The sequence below is a fragment of the Curtobacterium phyllosphaerae genome, assembly GCF_049341865.1.
Classification (GTDB): domain Bacteria; phylum Actinomycetota; class Actinomycetes; order Actinomycetales; family Microbacteriaceae; genus Curtobacterium; species Curtobacterium phyllosphaerae.
In genome coordinates this window covers 186,892-205,797 of the sequence record NZ_JBMPIU010000004.1, presented here as the reverse complement: position 1 = coordinate 205,797, position 18,906 = coordinate 186,892, and the positions used below count along the sequence as shown (strand labels likewise).

Sequence of the window (18,906 nt, the reverse complement as noted above, 5' to 3'; positions counted from 1 at the left end):
CCTGAGCCCTGAGCCCTGAGCCCTGAGCCCCGGGCTGCGTCCTCAGAACCCCGACGGTTCCCGCGGCGTGTAGGGCGCTTCGAGCTGGTCGATCTCGTCCTGGGTCAGCTCGATGTCGCTGGCCGCGACGGCGTCGTCGATGTGGTGGGCCTTCGTCGCACCCACGATCGGCGCCGTCACCGCCGACTTGCCCGCCGCCCACGCCAGGGCGACCTGTGCCATCGGGACGCTTCGCCCCTCGGCCACCGCGGCGACCGCGTCCACGATCGCCCGGTTGGCGTCCTCGTCTTGCCGGTAGAGGGTCTTGCCGAACTCGTCCGTCCCTTCGCGCTTGGTCCCGGACTCGCCCCACGGTCGCGTGACCTTGCCACGCGCGAGCGGGCTCCAGGGGATCACGCCGACGCCGGTCGCAGCGCAGTACGGGTGCATCTCGCGTTCTTCTTCGCGCTCGAGGAGGTTGTACTGGTCCTGCATCGACACGAACGGTGTCCACCCGTGCAGCTCCGCCGTGTGCTGCATCTCGGCGAACTGCCACACCCACATGCTGCTCGCGCCGATGTAACGGGCCTTGCCGGCCTTCACGACGTCGTGCAGGGCCTCCATGGTCTCCGCGATCGGGACGTTCGGGTCGAACCGGTGGATCTGGTAGACGTCGACGTAGTCGGTCCCGAGGCGTGTGAGCGAGGCGTCGATCTCGTGCATGATCGTCGCCCGGGAGAGTCCGGCGCCGTTCCGGCCGTCGCGCATCCGCCCGTTGACCTTGGTGAGGATCTGGACGTCCTCGCGCGGTGCCAGTTCCTTGAGCACAGTGCCGGTGATCTCCTCGCTCGATCCGAGCGAGTAGACGTTGGCGGTGTCGAAGGTCGTGATGCCGGCCTCGAACGCGCGGCGGATGAACGGGCGTGACTCGTCGAGCCCGACGCTCCACGGGTGGCCACCACGGTCCGGTTCGCCGTAGCTCATCATCCCGAGGACGACGGCGCTGATCTCGAGGCCGGAGGTGCCGAGTCGAACGGTTTTCATGCTGCTGTCCTGTCCCGCGCGTCGCGGCCGGTCGCGGCGAGCAATCGTGTCTGGAGTGGTGCCTGGTCGTCGACGCGCACCGGCGCGTCGTACAGACCGCTCGCGGCGAGCGAGTCGATCTGGGGTTCGAAGACGGTCCACACGGCCTCGACCAGGTCGTCGGGGAGGCGTTCGTCCGACCCGGTCGCGCGAGCGAGGTCCCACGTGTGGATCGTGATGTCCGATGTCTGCTCGGCGAGGTAGTCGCCGGCGCGGACGGTGTCGGTCGACAGGTGCACGGGGGTGTCCATGGGGACGTCGTGCCACGCTGCGGTCGCCGCCGCCGCGAACGACGACCACGCGGCGACGAGGTCGTCACCGATCGGTTCGAGGTCGGCTTCGGCCTGCTCATGGTCGCGGCCGGTCAGGAGCAGCGGGATCCACCGCTGTTCGTCGATCACGTGGGTGACGAGGTCGCGCGTCGTCCACTCGGAATCCGGCGTCGGGGCATCCCAGTCGGTGACGGCTGCGAGTCTGCGGCCGAACTCGGCGGCGGCCCGTTCCTGCAGGTCGATCCAGTCGTGTGCCATCGTGGTGCTCCCGTTCGTGCTGGCGTCGCTCCGTCCGTGCCGCGGAACGCGGTCAGGAGAACGCGCACGGCGGCTGGGCGATTCCCGGGTGTCGGCCGGGAGGATCGGAGCGGTTCCACGCTACGCCGTGCGCTGTGCGCACGGCCGGGTCGCGCCTCCCGGCTGGGGACGACGGCGACCGCCTGCCGGACTGGGGAGGACTGGGGTCACTGCTCCGGATCCGACGCCCCGGACTGCATGCCGCGGTCTCCATGCTGTGGGCTCGACACCGCGGACACGACGAAGCCCCGGTCCCACGTGTGGGCCCGGGGCTTCGTTCGGAGTGGACTACGCGGCGGCAGCGGTGAACTGCAGGTCGAGCGTGATCGTGACGTCGTTGCCGAGCGTCAGTCCGCCGGCCTCGGTCGCAGCGTTCCAGGTGACGCCGAACCCGGTGCGGTCGATCTTGGTCGTGGCCTCGACGCCGAGCTTGGTCTGGCCGTAGCCGTCCGTGGTGATGCCTCCGAACTCGGTCTTCAGCGTGACGGGCTTGGTGACGCCCTTCATCGTGAGGTCGCCGTCGACGAGGAGGTCGTCGCCGTCCTCGCGGATGCCGGTCGACGTGAAGGTGATCTGCGGGAATTCGTCCGCCGAGAAGAAGTCGCTGGTGCGGAGGTGGCCGTCGCGCTGCTCCTGGCCGGTCTTGACGCTGGCGATCTCGATCGTCGCGGAGATCGAGGTGTCGAGCGGGTTCTCGCCCGTGGTGAGGGTGGCGTCGAACTGCTCGAACTTGCCCTTGACCTTGCTGATCGCGAGGTGGCGGACGCTGAAGGCGACCTCGGAGTGCGCCGGGTCGAGGGTCCAGGTGCCGGCGGCGTAGCCGGGGATGGTGGATGCGGTGAGTGCCATGAGTGCTCCTCGGGGGTGGTGGTCTGCCGGATGGCCTGGTCGATGCAAGCGCATCGACCGTCACTCTACTGCAACCGGGGCGGAATTGTTGATCCGACAACCAATTGTTTCGCGCGGATTCACTCCCGGAGCCGCGCCGACCGTGCAGTTCCGACGTGTCGCCTCCGGAAACACGGGGCCGAACTGCACGCTCACCGCGGGTGCGGGTGCGGGTGCAGGTGCAGGTGCAGGTGCAGGTGCAGGTGCGGGTGCGGGCGCGGGCGCGGGTGCGGATGCGGGCGGGGAGGCGGGCCCAGATCCAAGCGCGGGTCCCGGTGTGCCACCTCCGAACTCGGGCGCCCCGCCGACCGTGCAGTTCTGCCACGTCAGCGCCGGGCGCACGCGGCCGAACTGCACGCTCACCGCGGGTGAGGCGGCTCCGATGGACGCGGTTGCGGGCGATGGCCGACACCCGAGCCCGCCCGGAGCAAGCGACGGACCCGGGCGAGGAACTCCGGAGCACCGACCCCGACGTCGAACGCCGTCGCGCGGATCACCCACCACCCCACGTCCTTCAGGCGTTCGGAGCGTGTCAGGTCCTTCCGGTACGCCGCCGGATCCGTCCGATGGAGGTCGGAGTCGTACTCGATGGCCAGCCGCGCGGCCGGGTAGGCGAGATCGACGCACGCGATCCGGCGTCCGGCCACGACGACGTCGAGGTTGCGCTCGGGTTCCGGGAGGCCCCCGCGGGTCAGCACGAGTCGGAGGCGTGTCTCGCCGGGGGACCGCGAACCCGTCCGCGCATCGACCAGTGCGGCGCGGAGGTTCCGGACGCCCCGCACGCCCGGAGCTCTCGCGACTGCGCCATGGAGGTGCTCGAGCCTCGCGAGCCGCAGTTCGCCGACCACCGCATCCGCAGCGATGACGAGGTCGTCGACGTCGAGCAGGCTCCCGAGCGCCATCCAGGTGGACACCGGGTCCGTGACCGCCACACCTCGGTACCGCTCGAGTGGTGTCGACCGGGCGCCGCGGTGTCCGACCACCCCGCGACGCCGCATGGCCGCGTCGGGTCGGAGCGTGACGACGTGGATCGGTTCGACCCCCTGGAACGCGCGGGGGAGCGGGATGCCCCAGACCATCGCCGCGGTGGTGTGGCTGAACGCCTGGTCGCGCGCGAGGAGGGGCTGGAACGCGCGGAGCGTCTCGAGGACGGTCCTCGGGCCAGGACCGGACTGCGACACAGCCGGTGTGCGGACGCCGCGGAACGGTGCGGTCAGGTCCGATCGACCGAGCCGGTGCCGGTCGACGCCCCGGGTCATGGCGTCCCGCACGGCGAAGGGCTCGTCGCGGAGCGCGCGAGGGAGCGGTCGGCGAGCGGTCATGTCGTCATGCTGGCCGAGGCCATTCCCACGTGGCCGCCCGGAGCTCCCATCTGTGGAGAACCCGGCCCTGTGGAGGGGCTCGCCGCGGACGCGCGGCCGCCGAGCGTGCACTTCGGCCGTGTTTGCGGGCCCAGGACGGGGTCGAACTGCACGGTCGGCGGACAGGACAAGACGGGTCGGGTACGCGACAGGACAGGACAGGACAGGACGCCCGCAGGGCGCGGCCCCCGCGCGCCAGCCGGACGGGAGGCGCGGGGCGGGCCCGCAGCGCGCCTCCCGTCCGGCCCGGCCCGCGTGTCCACTCAGCGCATGATTCCTCATGTCCCCCGGACGGGGGACGCCCGGCGTGACACAGTGGGCGCACGACGCGTCCCGCTCCCTGGCGACGACGCGGAGAGGCCGTCTCGTCGAACCGAGTGACGCGGCCGCCGACCCGTCGTCGACGCTCCCGCGCGTCGACGGCCGCCGCACCGATGGCGACGCGACACGGTCGGCCGTCCCCGTGTGAACCAGAGATGTCACGTTTCTGGCAAACGCCTGGACGACCCGGTACCCACCCAAACACATCATCGAGCGCCCCCGAATGAGTGACATGACCCGAACCATGACCCTCGAACGGGTGATCCCCGTCCTGGGGACAGCCAAGGTGCACGGACCGCCGTGTCCCAGCCGTTCCACCCTGCGTCCGCTCGAGTCGTCCACCGCGATCAGCCGCGTCCCGTTCCCCTCGCATCCCGTACTCGTTCCCACCTCGACCCTCGCCGACAACGTCGCCGGCAGCGGAATCGGTCTCGTGCTCGGCACGACGTCCCGTTCCGTCGCACACACGGCAGTCGTTCCCCGTCCCAAGGAGGCCCTGGTCCATGAGTAGTCACCTCATCAGCTCGCTTGCATCGCATGCCACCACGCTCGCCGCCGCCGTCCTGCAGCCGAGCCAGAACGGCCCCGCCGACGACACGCCGAACCGAGGGACCAGCACAGTCCCCACCGGTGGTTCCGGCGCGGTCTCGACGGGCTCCTGGAGCATCGGCGAGTGGATCGGGTACTCGGCACTCATCGCCACCTCGATCCTCCTGACCTGCATCGCGCTCTCGACGCTCTGGTGGATGCTGCACGCGTGGCGCTCCCGCGATGCGCTCAAGTCGACGAGCTTCAGCGCCGACCCGCTGCCCGCCGCGCACCGCTTCACGTTGTTGGTGCCCGGCCGTCACGAGCAGGACGTCATGGGGGAGACCCTCGACATGCTCGCGATGCAGGACCACCCGGACTTCGAGATCATCGCGATCGTCGGCGAGGACGACCCCGAGACCGACCGCGTCGTCCGCGAGGCCGCCGCACGGCACCCGGAACTGATCCGCGTCGTCGTCGACGACACCCTCCCGAAGAACAAGCCGAAGGCGATGAACCTCGCGCTGCAGTCCGCGACCGGCGACATCGTCGGCGTGTTCGACGCCGAGGACGAGGTCTACCCGAAGCTCCTGTCGCTCGTCGACTCGCGATTCCAGGAGACGAACGCGGATGTCGTCCAGGGCGGCGTGCAGCTGATGAACTTCCGGTCGAGCTGGTGGAGCCTCCGCAACGTGCTCGAGTACTACTTCTGGTTCCGCTCGCGTCTGCACTTCCACGCCGAGTCCAAGTTCATCCCGCTCGGCGGCAACACCGTGTTCGTCACGAAGGAGCGGCTCGACTGGTCGAACGGGTGGGACGCGCACTGCCTCGCCGAGGACTGCGAGCTCGGCGTCCGGCTCTCTGCCGACGGTGCCAAGGTCGTCGTGGCCTACAGCCCGGAGGCGGTCACCCGTGAGGAGACCCCGCCGACCTTCGTGTCCCTCCTCAAGCAGCGCACGCGCTGGAACCAGGGCTTCCTCCAGGTGCTGGCGAAGGGCGAGTACAAGAAGCTCCCCACCGCCAAGCAGCGGTTCTTCGCCCGGTACCTGCTCGTCATGCCGTTCGTCCAGGCGGCCACCGGCCTGCTCATCCCGCTCAGCGTCCTGATGATCGTCTTCGTCAAGGTGCCGACCGCCGTGGCGCTGGTGTCGTTCATCCCGGTCGCGCCGACGCTCATGCTGTTGGCCGTCGAGATCGTCGGCCTCAACGAGTTCGGCCGCATCTACCAGGAGAAGGTCCGCGTCCGCGACTACGTGAAGCTCGTGCTCGGGCTCATCCCGTACCAGATCTTCCTCGCGGCAGCGGCCGTGCGGAGCGTCGTCCGCCACGTGCGCGGGCAGAACGGCTGGGAGAAGACGGAGCACACGAACCAGCACCGTCAGCCGCAGGTCCAGGGCTCCCCGAGCGCCGTCACGCAGTCCCAGCCCGTCCTCGCCATGTCCGGAGCAGGGTCCCGACCGTTGTCCGGAGCCGTCTCCGGCGGCGCGTCGGGTGCCCGCAGCACGACTTCGAACGGAGATGACCGATGAGCGCCAGCACGACGACCGCGCCGGCCACGCCGACGGGCACACCGGCCACCACGACCGCCCCGGGCACGCCGACCGGCACGAAGATCGGGCCGACCGGGACGAAGAACGGATCGCCCGGCACGAAGGGCGGGTCGGGCGGGACGAAGATCGGACCGACCGGCACGAAGAACGGGTCGGCCTCGCCGCGCACCGGTGCCGCCGCGCAGTCCGGCATCGCCCGCTGGTTCGTCGCGCACGCCCGCAGCATCGCGTGGATCACCCCGGCCCTCGCGATCGCCGCCGTCGTGCAGTCGGTCAACATGACCGGGAACCCGCAGCGCATCGACGACGAGGGCACGTACACCGCCCAGGCGTGGGCACTGACGCACCTCGGCGAGATCACCCACTACACGTACTGGTACGACCACCCGCCGCTCGGCTGGATCCAGATCGCCGGCTACACCCAGCTCACCGGCGCGTTCCTCCGCTACCCGTTCGCCGTCGACGCCGCCCGCGAGGCGATGGTGTTCTTCACCGTCGTGTCCGCGCTCCTGCTCTTCGTGCTCGGACGGAAGCTCCGCCTGTCCCGTGCCGGTGCCGTCGTCGCCCCGCTCGTCTTCGCCCTGTCGCCGCTGGCCGTGCAGTACCACCGCACGGTGTACATCGACAACGTCGCGACCCCGTGGCTCATCGCCGCGTTCGTGCTCGCCCTGAGCAAGCGGCAGCAGCTCGCCGGGTTCGCCGCGTCGGCCGCATGCCTCGGCGTCGCCACGCTCAGCAAGGAGACGTACCTGCTCGCCCTGCCGTTCCTGGCGTGGACGATGATCCGGAACAGCGATCGCAGCACCCGTCGCTACACGCTCAGTGTCGCGGCGGCGGTCCTCGTCATCATCGGCGGCGGCTACATCATGCTCGCCGCGGTGAAGGGCGAACTCCTCCCCGGCCCGGGTCGGGTCAGCCTGCTCCAGGGGATCACCTACCAGCTCGCGTCGCGGAACGGCAGCGGTTCGGTGTTCGACACGGGCAGCCTCGCGTTCGACGCAGCCTCTCAGTGGTGGCAGCTCGACCCGACGTTCATCGTCGCCGGCATCGTCGCGAGCATCGCCGGACTGTTCCTCCGCCGTGTCCGACCGATCGCCGCGATGATGGTCTTCCTCCTGCTGTTCATGTTCCGTCCGAACGGCTACCTGCCGGTGCCGTACGTGATCATGCTCGTGCCGTTCGGCGCACTGCTGATCGCCGTCGCCGGGGAGCGCGCCGTGATCGCGGTGATGGGTGTCCGGCGCAAGCAGGTCGCCCTCCGCCGGACGGTCGGCGTCGCCTGGCTCGCCGCGATGGCCGCCGCCCTGGTCGTCGCGGTGCCGCTCTGGACCGGGCAGCTCCGCGGGTTCTTCCTCGCGAACCTCGACCGACCCATGCAGCAGGCCGAGACCTGGGTCAGCGGCAACGTCGACAAGAGCTCCCGGTTGATCGTGGACGACGCCATGTGGGTCGACCTCGTCGACGACGGTTTCGCCCGGGACAACGTGATCTGGTACTACAAGCTCGACACCGACGGAGCCGTCGAGAAGCAGTCGCCGAACGGCTGGAAGGACTCCGACTACGTCATCACGACGGACTCGATGCGGACCGGTGGCAACTCCTCCCCGGACGTCGCGAAGGCGATCCGCAACTCGAGCGTCGTCGCGAGCTTCGGCACCGGCAACCAGCAGGTCGACGTGCGTCGCATCCACCCCGAGGGGGAGGCCGCCGCGAAGCGGGAGATCACCGACGCGGCGAACGTCCGGAAGACGATCGGCACGCAGCTCGCCGAGAACCCCGCGCTCGAGGCGAACGCCGGGACGAAGAGCCAGTTCGATGCCGGACAGGTCGACCAGCGTGCGGTGATCGTCCTCGGGCAGCTGCTCGCCGGGCAGTCCCTGCACGTCGACCGGTTCACCCCGCTCCCGGGCGAGGACGGCCAGGTCTTCCGGCGGATGAGTCTCGAGGCGAACTCGCTCGACGACGCCGTCCGCATCCAGCAGACGATCCGGGCGATGTCCGGCACGTACGCAGCCGAGGACGTGCAGCGCGAGGGCAAGCGCCTGACCGTCACGTTCTCGGCCACCGACCCCACCACCACCATCACGGCGGCCTCGTGATCGACCCGGTCGTCAGCACCCCCAACCGAACACAATCCACGACGCGGACGTCCCTTCCGCGGACAAGGAGCAGGACCAGAATGTCATCCCGAACCAGCACGAGATCCCCCCTGACGCGCCGTACCCGGTTCGCCATCGCCGGCGGCATCGCCGCCGCCGTCGTCGCCGCGATGATCGGCGTCGGCACCCCGGCCGATGCGGCCCAACCCGACGGATGGCTCCGCGTGGGCCACCTCTCACCGGACACCAAGGGGGTCGACGTCCAGCTGTCGAACCTGTCCGGTGGCGCGAGCGTCTTCGAGCTCGACAACGTGCAGTACGGGCAGGTCAGCGCCTACAAGGAGCTGCCCGCCGGGACGTACGTCCTGTCGATGCGCGCCACGGATGCACCGAACTCGACCCCGGTGATCTCGACCGACGTCACCGTGAAGGCCGGATCGCCGACGACCGTGGTGGCGTACGGCAAGAACAAGAACCTCAAGACGGCCGCGTTCACCGACGACCTGACGGCCCCTGCGGACGGCCAGGCCCGGTTGCGGCTCGTGCAGGCCGCCACGAACGCCAAGACCGTGAGCGTCAGCACGACGACCGGCACGACGGTCGCGAAGGACGCCGAGTTCGGCACGGCCACCCAGTACGCGTCGGTCGCGGCCGGCAAGTGGGCGCTGTCCGTCCGGGGCGGCGGCCAGACCGGATCGGCCGACGTCGACCTCGCCAGCGGTTCCGTCTCGACGCTCTTCGTGCTCGACAACGCACAGGGCAACCTGACCGTCGTGCCCGTGGTCGACAGCGCCACGGTCGGCGCCACGCCGGTCGGCGGCGTCCAGACCGGTGGGGGCGGAACCGCCGGGTCGCCGATCGAGGCGATCTCGCACGGCATCGTCAAGGCCGTCGACACGCTGGTGCACTGAACCGAACGACGGACGGGAGGTGCGGTGCCAGCCCGCACCGCGCCTCCCGTCCGACGGTCCGTGCCCTGACACGGGCTCGACCCACCGACCGACGTACTGACCACACGGGCCGCCCGCATCGCGGGACCGTGCGCCCGGAGAGGACAGCATGACGAGGAAACAGTGGGCCCCCATCGCCGGGCTCGCCGCGGCAGCCGTGCTCGTGACCGGGGGCATCGCCGTCACGGCGGTGCACCCCTGGACGACCACCGCCGATGACGAGCAGGCAGCAGGACAGCCCAGCTCGACGACGACCACGAAGGCGGTGCCGGACGGGACCCGATCGGCTGCCGCGCTCCGTGAGGACTTCCTCGACGACTACGTCCGGGGTGGCCGCGTCGTCCGCACCGACCAGGGCGGCGACACCGTGAGCGAGGGGCAGGCCTACGGGATGCTCATCGCGCTCGCGTCCGACGACCGCTCGACGTTCGCCGACATCTGGAAGTGGACGCGGCAGCACCTGCAGGGTGACGACCACCTGCTCGCGTGGCGGTGGCAGGAACGGGGCGGAACAGCGGACGAGCAGTCCGCGAGCGACGCCGACCTCGACGCCGCACGCGCGTTGGTGCTCGCCGGCGAGCGGTTCGACGAGCCGTCGTACACCGCGGCCGGCAAGCAGATGGGCAGAGCGATCCTCGATCGGGAGACCGTGCAGACGGACGTCGGGCGGATCCTCCTGCCGGGGCCGTGGGCGAAGACCGCCGACCCCTACAAGTACGACGTGTCGTACGCGTCCCCGGTCGCCTACGCGGTCCTGTCGTCCGCGACGGGCGACCCGCGCTGGCGGGAACTCGAGACCGGCTCCCGCGTCGTCGCGCAGAACATCCTCGCGGAGACCGACCTGCCGAGCGACTGGGCGCAGGTCCACCAGGACGGCACGGTCGACCCGCTGCCGTCCGCGAGCGGCGAGAGCGGTCCCGTCGTGTACGGCTGGGACGCGATGCGGATGCCGCTGCGGTACGCGGAGTCCTGTTCGGCCGACGACCGGGTGCTCGCCGGCAGCATCGCACCGACGCTCCGGCGGACGACGCAGCTCGCGGCACAGCTCGACCTGGGTGGCACGGCCGTCACCGACTCGACGAGCGCGCTGGCCTACGCCGCCCGTGCCGCGAGCGAACAGGCCACCGGATCGACCGCTGCCGCGACGGCGGACCTGGTCCGTGCCGACCGGACCTCCGCGTCCACACCGACCTACTACGGTGACGCCTGGGCGGCGCTCGGGGCGACCATGCTCACCTCCGACGTCCTCGGCGGATGCGCGGCCGACGGCGGGAGCTCCTCGTGATCCGGCTGCCGCGCTGGGGATGGGCGACCGTGGTCGGCGCCGTCGTCGTGATCGGCGGCGGAGTCGGCGTGTCGGCCGCCGTGGCAGGGTCGGACGCTGGGAGTTCTCCGGACGCCAGCTCCACGCGATCGGCCACGTCGACGCCCCGCCCGTCGTCCTCGCCGCTCGGCAACAACGCCGCCGCCGGGCCGCTCGACCCCACCGCGAACAAGACGTCGACCACCGCCGCCGACGCCACCCCCGTCTCCGTGCACATCCCGGCGATCAAGGTGGACGCGACCCTCGAGGACCTCCACAAGGACCCGAACGGGGCACTGGAACCGCCGACCCAGTGGAACGACGCCGGCTGGTACAGCGACGGCGTCGTCCCGGGCCACGTCGGTCCCGCGGTGATCGCCGGCCACGTCGACTCGCTCACGAGCGCCGCGATCTTCTACGACCTCGACGAACTCGCCCCCGGTGACCAGGTGATGGTCTCGATGTCCGACGGCACCACGCTGACGTTCACCGTCCGGGGCTCGCAGCAGGCGGCGAAGAACGCGTTCCCCACCTCGAGCGTCTACGGCACGACCCCGACGCCGGAACTCCGGCTGATCACCTGCGGCGGCACGTTCGACAAGACGGCCGGGCACTACACGGACAACCTGATCGTCTTCGCAGACCTCGACGGTGCTCAGTAGTTCCCCATCGGGCCCCCGTCAGTATCGTCCAGACCAGCAGCACCAGACTCCGAGAGGCCACCGCGCATGAACGACACCCTGGTCGTCATCCCGACGTACAACGAGAAGGACAACGTCCGGATGATCGTCGACCGCACCCTCCGTGCGACCGACCGCGTCGACGTGCTCATCGTCGACGACAACTCCCCGGACGGGACCGGCGACATCGCCGACGCGCTCGCGAGCTCGTCACCACGGGTGCACGTCCTGCACCGCTCCGAGAAGAACGGACTCGGCGGAGCGTACCTCGCCGGGTTCGCGTGGGGACTGGAGCGCGGGTACGAACGCCTCGTCGAGATGGACGCGGACGGCTCGCACCACCCGGAGTACCTCCCGCACATGCTCGAGCTGTCCGAGACCCACGACCTCGTGCTCGGGTCCCGCTGGGTCCCGGGCGGGCAGGTCGAGAACTGGCCCTGGCACCGCGCGTTCCTGTCGAAGGGCGGGAACCTCTACTCGCGGCTCGCGCTCGGCATCGCGGTCCAGGACGCGACCGGTGGCTTCCGGGTGTTCACCTCCCGGGCGCTCCAGCGGATCGACCTGACCGGGATCGCGTCGAAGGGCTACTGCTTCCAGGTGGACCTGTGCTGGCGTGCACTCGAGGCAGGGTTGAGCGTCGTGGAGACCCCGATCACATTCACCGAGCGGGAGTTCGGCGTGTCCAAGATGAGCGGCAACATCGTCCGCGAGAGCCTGACGCTCGTGACGCGCTGGGGCATCGACCGCCGCGTTCGCGAGGTGAAGAGCCTCGTGCTGCACCGGCGTCGGCTGCCGTCGGTACGGGCGAACGCGCACGTGTCGGCGTAGTCCGGCACGCGCTGGCCTGCCACGGTCCTCGTGGTGCAGGCGGCGTCCGGTCCGGCCGGAGACTGCGAGCGCTCCAGAGGGCGGACGGGACCGGACCTGCGTGAGGTGAGCTGCGCCTCCCGTCCGTCCGCCCCGGCGGAACGCTCTGCCCGGGACTACCGGACCACCGCCACCCCACGCCCGGTGAACCGCAGGCACCCGGCGGCGTGCGTCACGCCGTCGGTCGAGAACAGGACCTCCGGCTCGGCGCCCGCGAACGGGACCGGGACCTCGCTCGACCCGGGCAGGAAGTTCACCGCGACGTGGATGTCCGAGCGTCGCAGGACCAGCCATCGCCGGTCCTCGCTGAACCGCACGTCGTTCGCCAGGTACCGCCAGTCGACGAGTGCTTCTTCGCGTCGGCGCAGCGCGATGAGGGCCCGGTAGGCGGCGAGGACACGGGCGCCGCGACCTTCGAGCGTCTCCGCCCACTGCAGTTTCGAGTTCTGGAACGTCGCCGGGTCCTGCGGGTCCGGGACCACCGACTCGTCCCAGCCCATCTTCGCGAACTCGGCGATGCGCCCCTTCGCCGTCGCCTCGCCCAGGTCGTGCTCCGGGTGCGACGTGAAGAACTGCCAGGGGGTCGACGCGGCGAACTCCTCGCCCATGAACAGCATCGGCGTGAACGGGCCGAGCAGGGTGACCGCCGCGGCGATGATCAGACCGTCGTCGTCGAGCGTCGCCGCGAGCCGGTCCCCGACGGCGCGGTTGCCGACCTGGTCGTGGTTCTGGTTCGCCACGACGAGCGCCGTCGTCGGCGAGGTGCCCCGGTCGATCGGCTTCCCGTGCAGCGCACCGCGGAACGACGACCAGGTGCCGTCGTGGAAGAACCCGTGGTCGAGCACCTTGGCGAGGGCGGCGAGCGGGGCGAAGTCCGCGTAGTACCCGGTGGTCTCGCCGGTGAGCGCGACGTGCAACCCGTGGTGGAAGTCGTCCGACCACTGTCCGGTCAGCCCGTACCCGTGCGACTCCCGCGGCAGGAACATCACCGGGTCGTTGAGGTCGGACTCCGCGATGAGCGACAACGGCCGACCCACGTGCGTGGCGAACGACTCGGTCTCCGACGCCATCGCGGCGAGGACATGGGGACGCGTGGTGTCCCGGATCGCGTGCACCGCGTCGAGCCGGAGCCCGTCGACGTGGAAGTCCCGGAACCACATCCGCACGTTGTCGAGCACGAAGCGGCGGACCTCGGGCTCCTCGACGTTGACCGAGTCGCCCCAGGTGTTCCCGGAACCGCTGATCAGGTACGGGCCGTACTGCGGCAGGACGTTCCCGCTCGGGCCGAGGTGGTTGTAGACGACGTCCTGGACGACCCCGAGCCCGAGTCCGTGCGCGCGGTCGACGAACCGCTGGTACGCAGCGGCACCGCCGTAGGGGGCGTGCACGGCGAACCAGTCGACCCCGTCGTAGCCCCAGTTCCAGATGCCGTTCACGGCGTTCACCGGCAGGACCTCGACCAGGTCGACACCGAGTTCGACGAGGTGGTCGAGCCGCTCGGCGGCCGCGTCGAGCGTGCCGTCCGGCGTGAACGTGCCGACGTGCATCTCGTAGATCACCGCGCCGCGCGCCTGCCGACCGGTCCACGACTCGTCGGTCCACCGGAACGCGTCGAGGTCGATCACCTCCGAGGTGCCGTGCACCCCGTCCGGCTGGGAGAGCGTCCGCGGGTCGGGGAGCACCGCGTCGTCGTCGTCGATCCGGTAGCCGTACCGCTGCCCGACCGTCGGCGTCACGTCGTCGGTGGTCCACCACCCGTCGTCCTCGGCGAGCGCGTACTCGACCCCGTCGACGACCAGGCGCACCCGGTCGGCGTCGGGCGCCCAGACCTCGAAGCGTCCGGCGCGGACCGGTCCGGTCCGGAACACGGTGGTGCGGTTCATGCGTGGCCCTCCAGGATGTCGATCTCGGCCTGCGTCTCGGTCGGCGCGGCCTCCGGACGGGAGGCCCGGTCCGCGCCCGGTGCGTCGGCCCCGGCGGCCATCGCGCCCGGTTCCGCCGCGGCCGCGGCCGCGGGTGCCAGCAGCGCGACCGGGTAGGTGCGGAACAGCTCGCTCGCGAGGATGCCCCGGCCCGCAGCGAAACGGCGGCCGGTGAGGACGTCCACGCGGTCGGCGGGGACGGGGTGGATCAGGGTGTCCGCCCAGCCGCCGGCGCGGTCGAGTCCGAGCGGGAGCCGGGTCACCGCGGTGACGGCGCCACCGCGGTCGAACGCCAGGACGTGGTCCGCGGCGGTGCCGGACGCCGGGACCGGCAGGTGCCGGGAGAACAGCTCGGGACGGTCTCGGCGCAGGTGCAGCGCGGCCGCGGTGACGAGGAGCTTCGCGGCCCCGGAGGCGTCCACCGGCGGCAGGAACCCGTCCTGCACGTGCCGCAGGATCCGCCGGCGCTCCGCGAAGTCGACGGGACGGCGGTTGTCCGGGTCGACCAGCGAGCGGTCCCAGAGCTCGGTGCCCTGGTAGACGTCCGGGACACCCGGGGCGGTGAGCTGCACGAGCTTCATCGCGAGCCCGTTCGACCAACCGGCGGCGTCGATCACGGCGTCGATCCGGTCGAGTTCGGCGACGACGTCGGGGTCGTCGAACGCCGCGTCGACGAGCGCGTGCATCCGTTCCTCGAACGCCTCGTCCGGAGCCGTCCACGTCGTGCTGTTGCCGGCTTCGCGCGACGCCTTCTCGGCGTAGTCGTGCAGCCGCTTCCGCGACGCGGGTCGAGCGCCGACGATCGCCTGCCAGAGGAGGTTCGCGAACACGCCGTCCGGGAGCGGGGCGAGCGCGTCCAGGCGCTCGAACGCGGCCACCCACTCGTCGCCGAGCTCGGACAGCACCGCGATCCTCGCGCGGGTGTCCTCGCTCCGCTTGGTGTCGTGCGTGGTGAGGGTCGTCATCGTCGCGGGCCAAGCGGCGAGGCGGGCCTGCTGCGCGGCGTGGAACTCGCCCTGGGTCAGCGCGAAGGAGCTCGGATCGCCGCCGACCTCGCTGAGGCTTGACAGCCGGGCGTACCGGTAGAAGGCGTTGTCCTCGACGCCCTTCGCCATCACCATGCCGCTCGTCTGCTGCATCCGCAGCGCGGCCGGGTGGTCGGCGTCGACGAGGAACGGTGCGATCCGGTCGATCGCGGTCGCGAGGTCCGGGCGGCGTCCGCACGCGGCCTCGAGGGCCTCGAGCAGGTGCGTCGCCTCCTCCGGGAGGTAGGTGCGGTAGACCGGGAAGCACGCGATGACCTCGGCCAGGGCGTCCTCGAGCACCGGGCGGGTGACGTCCGGCACGTCCGCGGCGAGCATCCGGGCCAGCCGGGCGACCTCGCTCCGGAGGATGCCGTCGGTGACGTCGCGACGGGTGCCGTGGGTCAGCGAGTCCCACTCGAACGGACTCGTCTCCCCGCGGAGGCGCGAGTCGAGTCGTCCGAGCGGTTCGGCGCCGGCGGGGTCGACGAACACACGGTCGACGATGCCGAGCGCGTCGTACCCGGTCGTGCCGTCGACCGGCCAGGACGCCGGCAGGTCCTCGCCGTGCTCGAGGATCTTCTCGACGAGCGTGTAGGCCCCGCCGGTCAGCTCCGCGAGGTCGGCGAGGTAGCCGGCCGGGTCGAAGAGGCCGTCCGGGTGGTCGATGCGGAGACCGTCCGCGAGCCCGTCCCGGAACCACGCGCCGACGAGGGCGTGGGACTCCCGGAACACCTCCGGCTCCTCGACCCGGATGCCGGCGAGGGTGTTCACCGCGAAGAACCGGCGGTAGTTGAGCTCGCGGTCGGCACGCTTCCAGTGCACGAACTCGTAGTGCTGCCGGTCGTGCACGGTGCGGACGTCGTCGCCCGGGTGGACGGTGCCCGGCGCGGTGGGGTACGGCGTGCTGCCGACCATCAGGTGGTCGCCGTCGAGCTCGACGGCGTCCATGCCGTCCTCGCCGGATCCGGGGGTGAGGTCGTGGTCGAGCACCGGGATGCGGACCCGTCCGCCGCCGAACTCCCAGTCGACGTCGAACGAGTCGGCACGTGCGCCGTCCCGACCGGTCGTCAGGAGGTCGTTCCACCACGCGTTCGAGGACGGGTCGGCGACACCCATGTGGTTCGGCACGATGTCCACGAGGACCCCGAGGCCGGCACGGTGCGCGGCCTCGGCGACGGCGCGGAACGCCTCGTCGCCACCGCGTTCGGCGTCGACCCGGGCGTGGTCGACGACGTCGTAGCCGTGTGTCGACCCCGTCTCGGCCTGGAGCACGGGGGAGAGGTAGACCCAGTCGGCGCCGAGCGCGGCGACGTAGTCCACCAGTGCGGCGGCGTCGGCCAGGTCGAAGTCTGCGGTGATCTGCAGGCGGTAGGTGGACGCAGGGACACGATGGGCGTTCACGCGGGGTCCTCCTCGGGACGGGTTCGGCGGGTGGGTCCGCCCTCACCGAGCGGATCGGCGGTCTTCGACTCGGCGAGCGCATCGGTCGGAGCGGCGGTGGGGGCGGCGATCGGGGACGCACCGCCGACCGAGGTCACGGTCGTGATCGGCGTGCTGGACGGTTCGCGCGGCGGTTCGGCGCGGAGCACGAGCATCGAACGCGCCGGGACGTCGAGCAGCGCACCGGCGTCGAACACGTCGCCCTTCTCGGTCGGGTCCGCGGTGTCGATCCGGATCATCCAGTGCGGCGAGTACTCGTCCGGCGGCAGGGTGAAGGTGACCGTGTCCGAGTGGGCGTTGAAGTACATCAGGAAGTTCACGTCGGTGACGCGGCCACCACGGGCGTCGCGTCCGCGGATGCCCTCGCCGTTCAGGAACACGCCGACGCTCTTGCCGAAGCCCGAGTCCCACTCGGCGGGCAGCATCGCGTCGCCGTCCGGGGTGAGCCAGACGATGTCGGGCAGCGGGTCCTCGGCGCCGCGGAGGACCGGTCGACCGTTGAAGTAGCGGGTGCGTCGGAACGTCGGGTGGTGTCGGCGCAGGCGGACGACCTCGGCCGTGAACGCGATGAGGTCGTCGTCGGCGTGCTCCCAGTCGATCCAGCTGACGGCGGAGTCCTGGGCGTAGACGTTGTTGTTCCCGAGCTGCGTGCGGCCGAGTTCGTCACCGTGCGCGAGCATCGGCACGCCCTGGCTGAGCAGCAGGGTCGCGAGGAAGTTCCGTCGGCGCTGGAGACGGAGCTGCGTGATCGCGGGCTCGTCCGACGGACCCTCGACGCCGGAGTTCCAGGACCGGTTGTGGCTCTCGCCGTCGTTGTTGTCCTCGCCGTTGGCGTCGTTGTGCTTGTCGTCGTACGACACCAGGTCGAGGAGCGTGAAGCCGTCGTGGGCGGTGATGAAGTTGATGCTCGCGACGGGTCGGCGTCCGTCGTGCTCGTACAGGTCGGCCGAGCCGGAGATGCGCGACGCGAACTCCCCGAGGGTCGACGGCTCGCCCCGCCAGAAGTCGCGGACGGTGTCGCGGTACATGCCGTTCCACTCGGTCCACTGCGGCGGGAAGTTGCCGACCTGGTAGCCGCCGGGTCCGACGTCCCACGGCTCGGCGATGAGCTTGACCTGCGACACGATCGGGTCCTGCTGGACGAGCTCGAAGAACGTGGAGAGCCGGTCGACCTCGTAGAACTCCCGCGCGAGCGCCGAGGCGAGGTCGAACCGGAAGCCGTCGACGTGCATCTCGGTGACCCAGTACCGGAGCGAGTCCATGATGAGCTGGAGCGAGTGCGGGTGCCGGACGTTCAGCGAGTTGCCGGTGCCGGTGTAGTCCATGTAGTACCGCTGGTCGTCGTCCATCAGCCGGTAGTACGCCGCGTTGTCGATCCCGCGGAACGACAGCGTCGGGCCGAGGTGGTTGCCCTCCGCCGTGTGGTTGTAGACGACGTCGAGGATGACCTCGATCCCGGCGTCGTGGAGCGTCCGCACCATCGCCTTGAACTCCTGGACCTGCTGCCCGCGGTCACCCGAGGCGGAGTAGTGCGACTGCGGGGCGAAGAACCCGATGGTGTTGTAGCCCCAGTAGTTGCTGAGCCCCTTGTCCTGGAGCACCGAGTCGTTCACGAACTGGTGCACCGGCATGAGCTCGAGCGTCGTGATGCCGAGACGCTTGAGGTGGTCGATGACCACGGGGTGGGCGACGCCGGCGTAGGTGCCGCGCTGTTCCTCCGGCACGCCGGGGTGCGTCTCGGTGAGGCCCTTCACGTGCGCCTCGTAGATCACCGTCTCGCTGTAGGGCACCCGCGGCGGCCGGTCGCCCTGCCAGTCGAAGAACGGGTTGATCACGACGCCCTTGATCATGTGGGACGCGGAGTCCTCGTCGTTCGTCGAGTCCGGGTCGCCGAACGTGTACGAGAACAGCGACTGGTCCCAGTCGATGTCACCGCTCGTCGCCTTGGCGTACGGGTCGAGCAGCAGCTTGTTCGCGTTCGCGCGGTGGCCGGACGCCGGGTCGTACTGCCCGTGGACGCGGAACCCGTACTCCTGCCCCGGGCCGACGTTCGGCAGGTAGGCGTGCCACACGTACGCATCCACCTCGATGAGGTCGATGCGCGTCTCGACGTCGTGCTCGTCGAAGAGGCACAGCTCGACCCGCTCCGCCGCCTCGCTGAAGACGGCGAAGTTCGTGCCGCTCCCGTCGTAGGTGGCGCCGAGTGGGTACGGGCTTCCTGGCCATGTCTGCAAAGGGACCTCCTGGTCGGGGACGGAGCCAACCTACTGGGGGGCAGCCGTGCATGTCCGGCGGGGGTCGCCACGGGACGCACCGGCGGCGGTCGTGCGCACGCGGGTCG

13 protein-coding genes are annotated in these 18,906 nt (G+C 70.8%); 6 read left to right on the top strand and 7 right to left on the bottom strand.

The annotated features are described in order from the left end of the window. Positions 1-42: 42 nt before the first annotated feature. The 4 genes from ACO0E0_RS09025 to ACO0E0_RS09010 form a co-directional block, all read right to left on the bottom strand. A complete protein-coding gene (locus tag ACO0E0_RS09025) occupies positions 43-1,023 on the bottom strand; it encodes an aldo/keto reductase (RefSeq protein ID WP_422871073.1) in 981 nt (326 codons plus the stop codon). Then, a complete protein-coding gene (locus ACO0E0_RS09020) occupies positions 1,020-1,592 on the bottom strand; it encodes a TIGR03086 family metal-binding protein (RefSeq protein ID WP_422871072.1) in 573 nt (190 codons plus the stop codon). Before ACO0E0_RS09020 ends, ACO0E0_RS09025 begins: the two co-directional genes overlap by 4 nt. 327 nt (positions 1,593-1,919) lie before the next feature. Next, positions 1,920-2,480, bottom strand: coding sequence for a YceI family protein (locus ACO0E0_RS09015; protein ID WP_422871071.1), 561 nt, complete (start codon positions 2,478-2,480; stop codon positions 1,920-1,922). Between the two features lie 398 nt (positions 2,481-2,878). Next, positions 2,879-3,841 (bottom strand): endonuclease domain-containing protein, encoded by a 963-nt coding sequence (locus tag ACO0E0_RS09010; RefSeq protein ID WP_422871070.1) that lies wholly within the window; start codon positions 3,839-3,841, stop codon positions 2,879-2,881. 863 nt (positions 3,842-4,704) lie between these two features. Here ACO0E0_RS09010 and ACO0E0_RS09005 point away from each other — a divergent pair. The 6 genes from ACO0E0_RS09005 (at position 4,705) to ACO0E0_RS08980 (ending at position 12,139) form a co-directional block, all read left to right on the top strand. Then, on the top strand, positions 4,705-6,258 hold the full coding sequence (locus ACO0E0_RS09005; protein WP_422871069.1) for a glycosyltransferase: 1,554 nt from the start codon (positions 4,705-4,707) through the stop codon (positions 6,256-6,258). Continuing rightward, positions 6,255-8,378, top strand: coding sequence for an ArnT family glycosyltransferase (locus tag ACO0E0_RS09000; RefSeq protein ID WP_422871068.1), 2,124 nt, complete (start codon positions 6,255-6,257; stop codon positions 8,376-8,378). Before ACO0E0_RS09005 ends, ACO0E0_RS09000 begins: the two co-directional genes overlap by 4 nt. Before the next feature lie 80 nt (positions 8,379-8,458). Then, positions 8,459-9,289, top strand: a complete 831-nt coding sequence (locus tag ACO0E0_RS08995; RefSeq protein WP_422871067.1) for a DUF4397 domain-containing protein — start codon at positions 8,459-8,461, stop codon at positions 9,287-9,289. Positions 9,290-9,437: 148 nt separating this feature from the next. Beyond that, a complete protein-coding gene (locus ACO0E0_RS08990; RefSeq protein WP_422871066.1) occupies positions 9,438-10,613 on the top strand; it encodes a family 8 glycosyl hydrolase in 1,176 nt (391 codons plus the stop codon). Beyond that, the gene (locus tag ACO0E0_RS08985) at positions 10,583-11,293 is read left to right on the top strand and encodes a class F sortase (protein ID WP_422871065.1); all 711 of its coding nucleotides are present in this window, start codon (positions 10,583-10,585) and stop codon (positions 11,291-11,293) included. The genes ACO0E0_RS08990 and ACO0E0_RS08985 overlap by 31 nt, the downstream gene beginning before the upstream one ends. 66 nt (positions 11,294-11,359) lie before the next feature. Further along, positions 11,360-12,139: a polyprenol monophosphomannose synthase gene (locus ACO0E0_RS08980; protein WP_422871064.1), complete on the top strand. Its 780-nt coding sequence runs from the start codon at positions 11,360-11,362 to the stop codon at positions 12,137-12,139. Positions 12,140-12,294: 155 nt separating this feature from the next. On the opposite strand, the gene treZ is transcribed toward ACO0E0_RS08980, so the two are convergent. From treZ to glgX, 3 genes are read right to left on the bottom strand one after another with little or no spacing between them, the layout of a single operon-like run. Continuing rightward, positions 12,295-14,061, bottom strand: a complete 1,767-nt coding sequence (gene treZ / locus ACO0E0_RS08975) for a malto-oligosyltrehalose trehalohydrolase (protein WP_422871063.1) — start codon at positions 14,059-14,061, stop codon at positions 12,295-12,297. Next, the gene (gene treY, locus ACO0E0_RS08970) at positions 14,058-16,526 is read right to left on the bottom strand and encodes a malto-oligosyltrehalose synthase (protein WP_422871062.1); all 2,469 of its coding nucleotides are present in this window, start codon (positions 16,524-16,526) and stop codon (positions 14,058-14,060) included. Before treY ends, treZ begins: the two co-directional genes overlap by 4 nt. Continuing rightward, complete coding sequence (gene glgX, locus ACO0E0_RS08965) at positions 16,523-18,799, bottom strand: glycogen debranching protein GlgX (RefSeq protein ID WP_422871061.1); 2,277 nt, start codon at positions 18,797-18,799, stop codon at positions 16,523-16,525. The genes treY and glgX overlap by 4 nt, the downstream gene beginning before the upstream one ends. Positions 18,800-18,906: the final 107 nt, after the last annotated feature.

Excerpts from the sequence above, each read along its gene's own strand:
- ACO0E0_RS09025 (WP_422871073.1), bottom strand. The coding sequence starts at position 1,023 with ATGAAAACCGTTCGACTCGGCACCTCCGGCCTCGAGATCAGCGCCGTC.
- ACO0E0_RS09020 (WP_422871072.1), bottom strand. The coding sequence starts at position 1,592 with ATGGCACACGACTGGATCGACCTGCAGGAACGGGCCGCCGCCGAGTTC.
- ACO0E0_RS09015 (WP_422871071.1), bottom strand. The coding sequence starts at position 2,480 with ATGGCACTCACCGCATCCACCATCCCCGGCTACGCCGCCGGCACCTGG.
- ACO0E0_RS09010 (WP_422871070.1), bottom strand. The coding sequence starts at position 3,841 with ATGACCGCTCGCCGACCGCTCCCTCGCGCGCTCCGCGACGAGCCCTTC.
- ACO0E0_RS09005 (WP_422871069.1), top strand. The coding sequence starts at position 4,705 with ATGAGTAGTCACCTCATCAGCTCGCTTGCATCGCATGCCACCACGCTC.
- ACO0E0_RS09000 (WP_422871068.1), top strand. The coding sequence starts at position 6,255 with ATGAGCGCCAGCACGACGACCGCGCCGGCCACGCCGACGGGCACACCG.
- ACO0E0_RS08995 (WP_422871067.1), top strand. The coding sequence starts at position 8,459 with ATGTCATCCCGAACCAGCACGAGATCCCCCCTGACGCGCCGTACCCGG.
- ACO0E0_RS08990 (WP_422871066.1), top strand. The coding sequence starts at position 9,438 with ATGACGAGGAAACAGTGGGCCCCCATCGCCGGGCTCGCCGCGGCAGCC.
- ACO0E0_RS08985 (WP_422871065.1), top strand. The coding sequence starts at position 10,583 with ATGCGCGGCCGACGGCGGGAGCTCCTCGTGATCCGGCTGCCGCGCTGG.
- ACO0E0_RS08980 (WP_422871064.1), top strand. The coding sequence starts at position 11,360 with ATGAACGACACCCTGGTCGTCATCCCGACGTACAACGAGAAGGACAAC.
- treZ (WP_422871063.1), bottom strand. The coding sequence starts at position 14,061 with ATGAACCGCACCACCGTGTTCCGGACCGGACCGGTCCGCGCCGGACGC.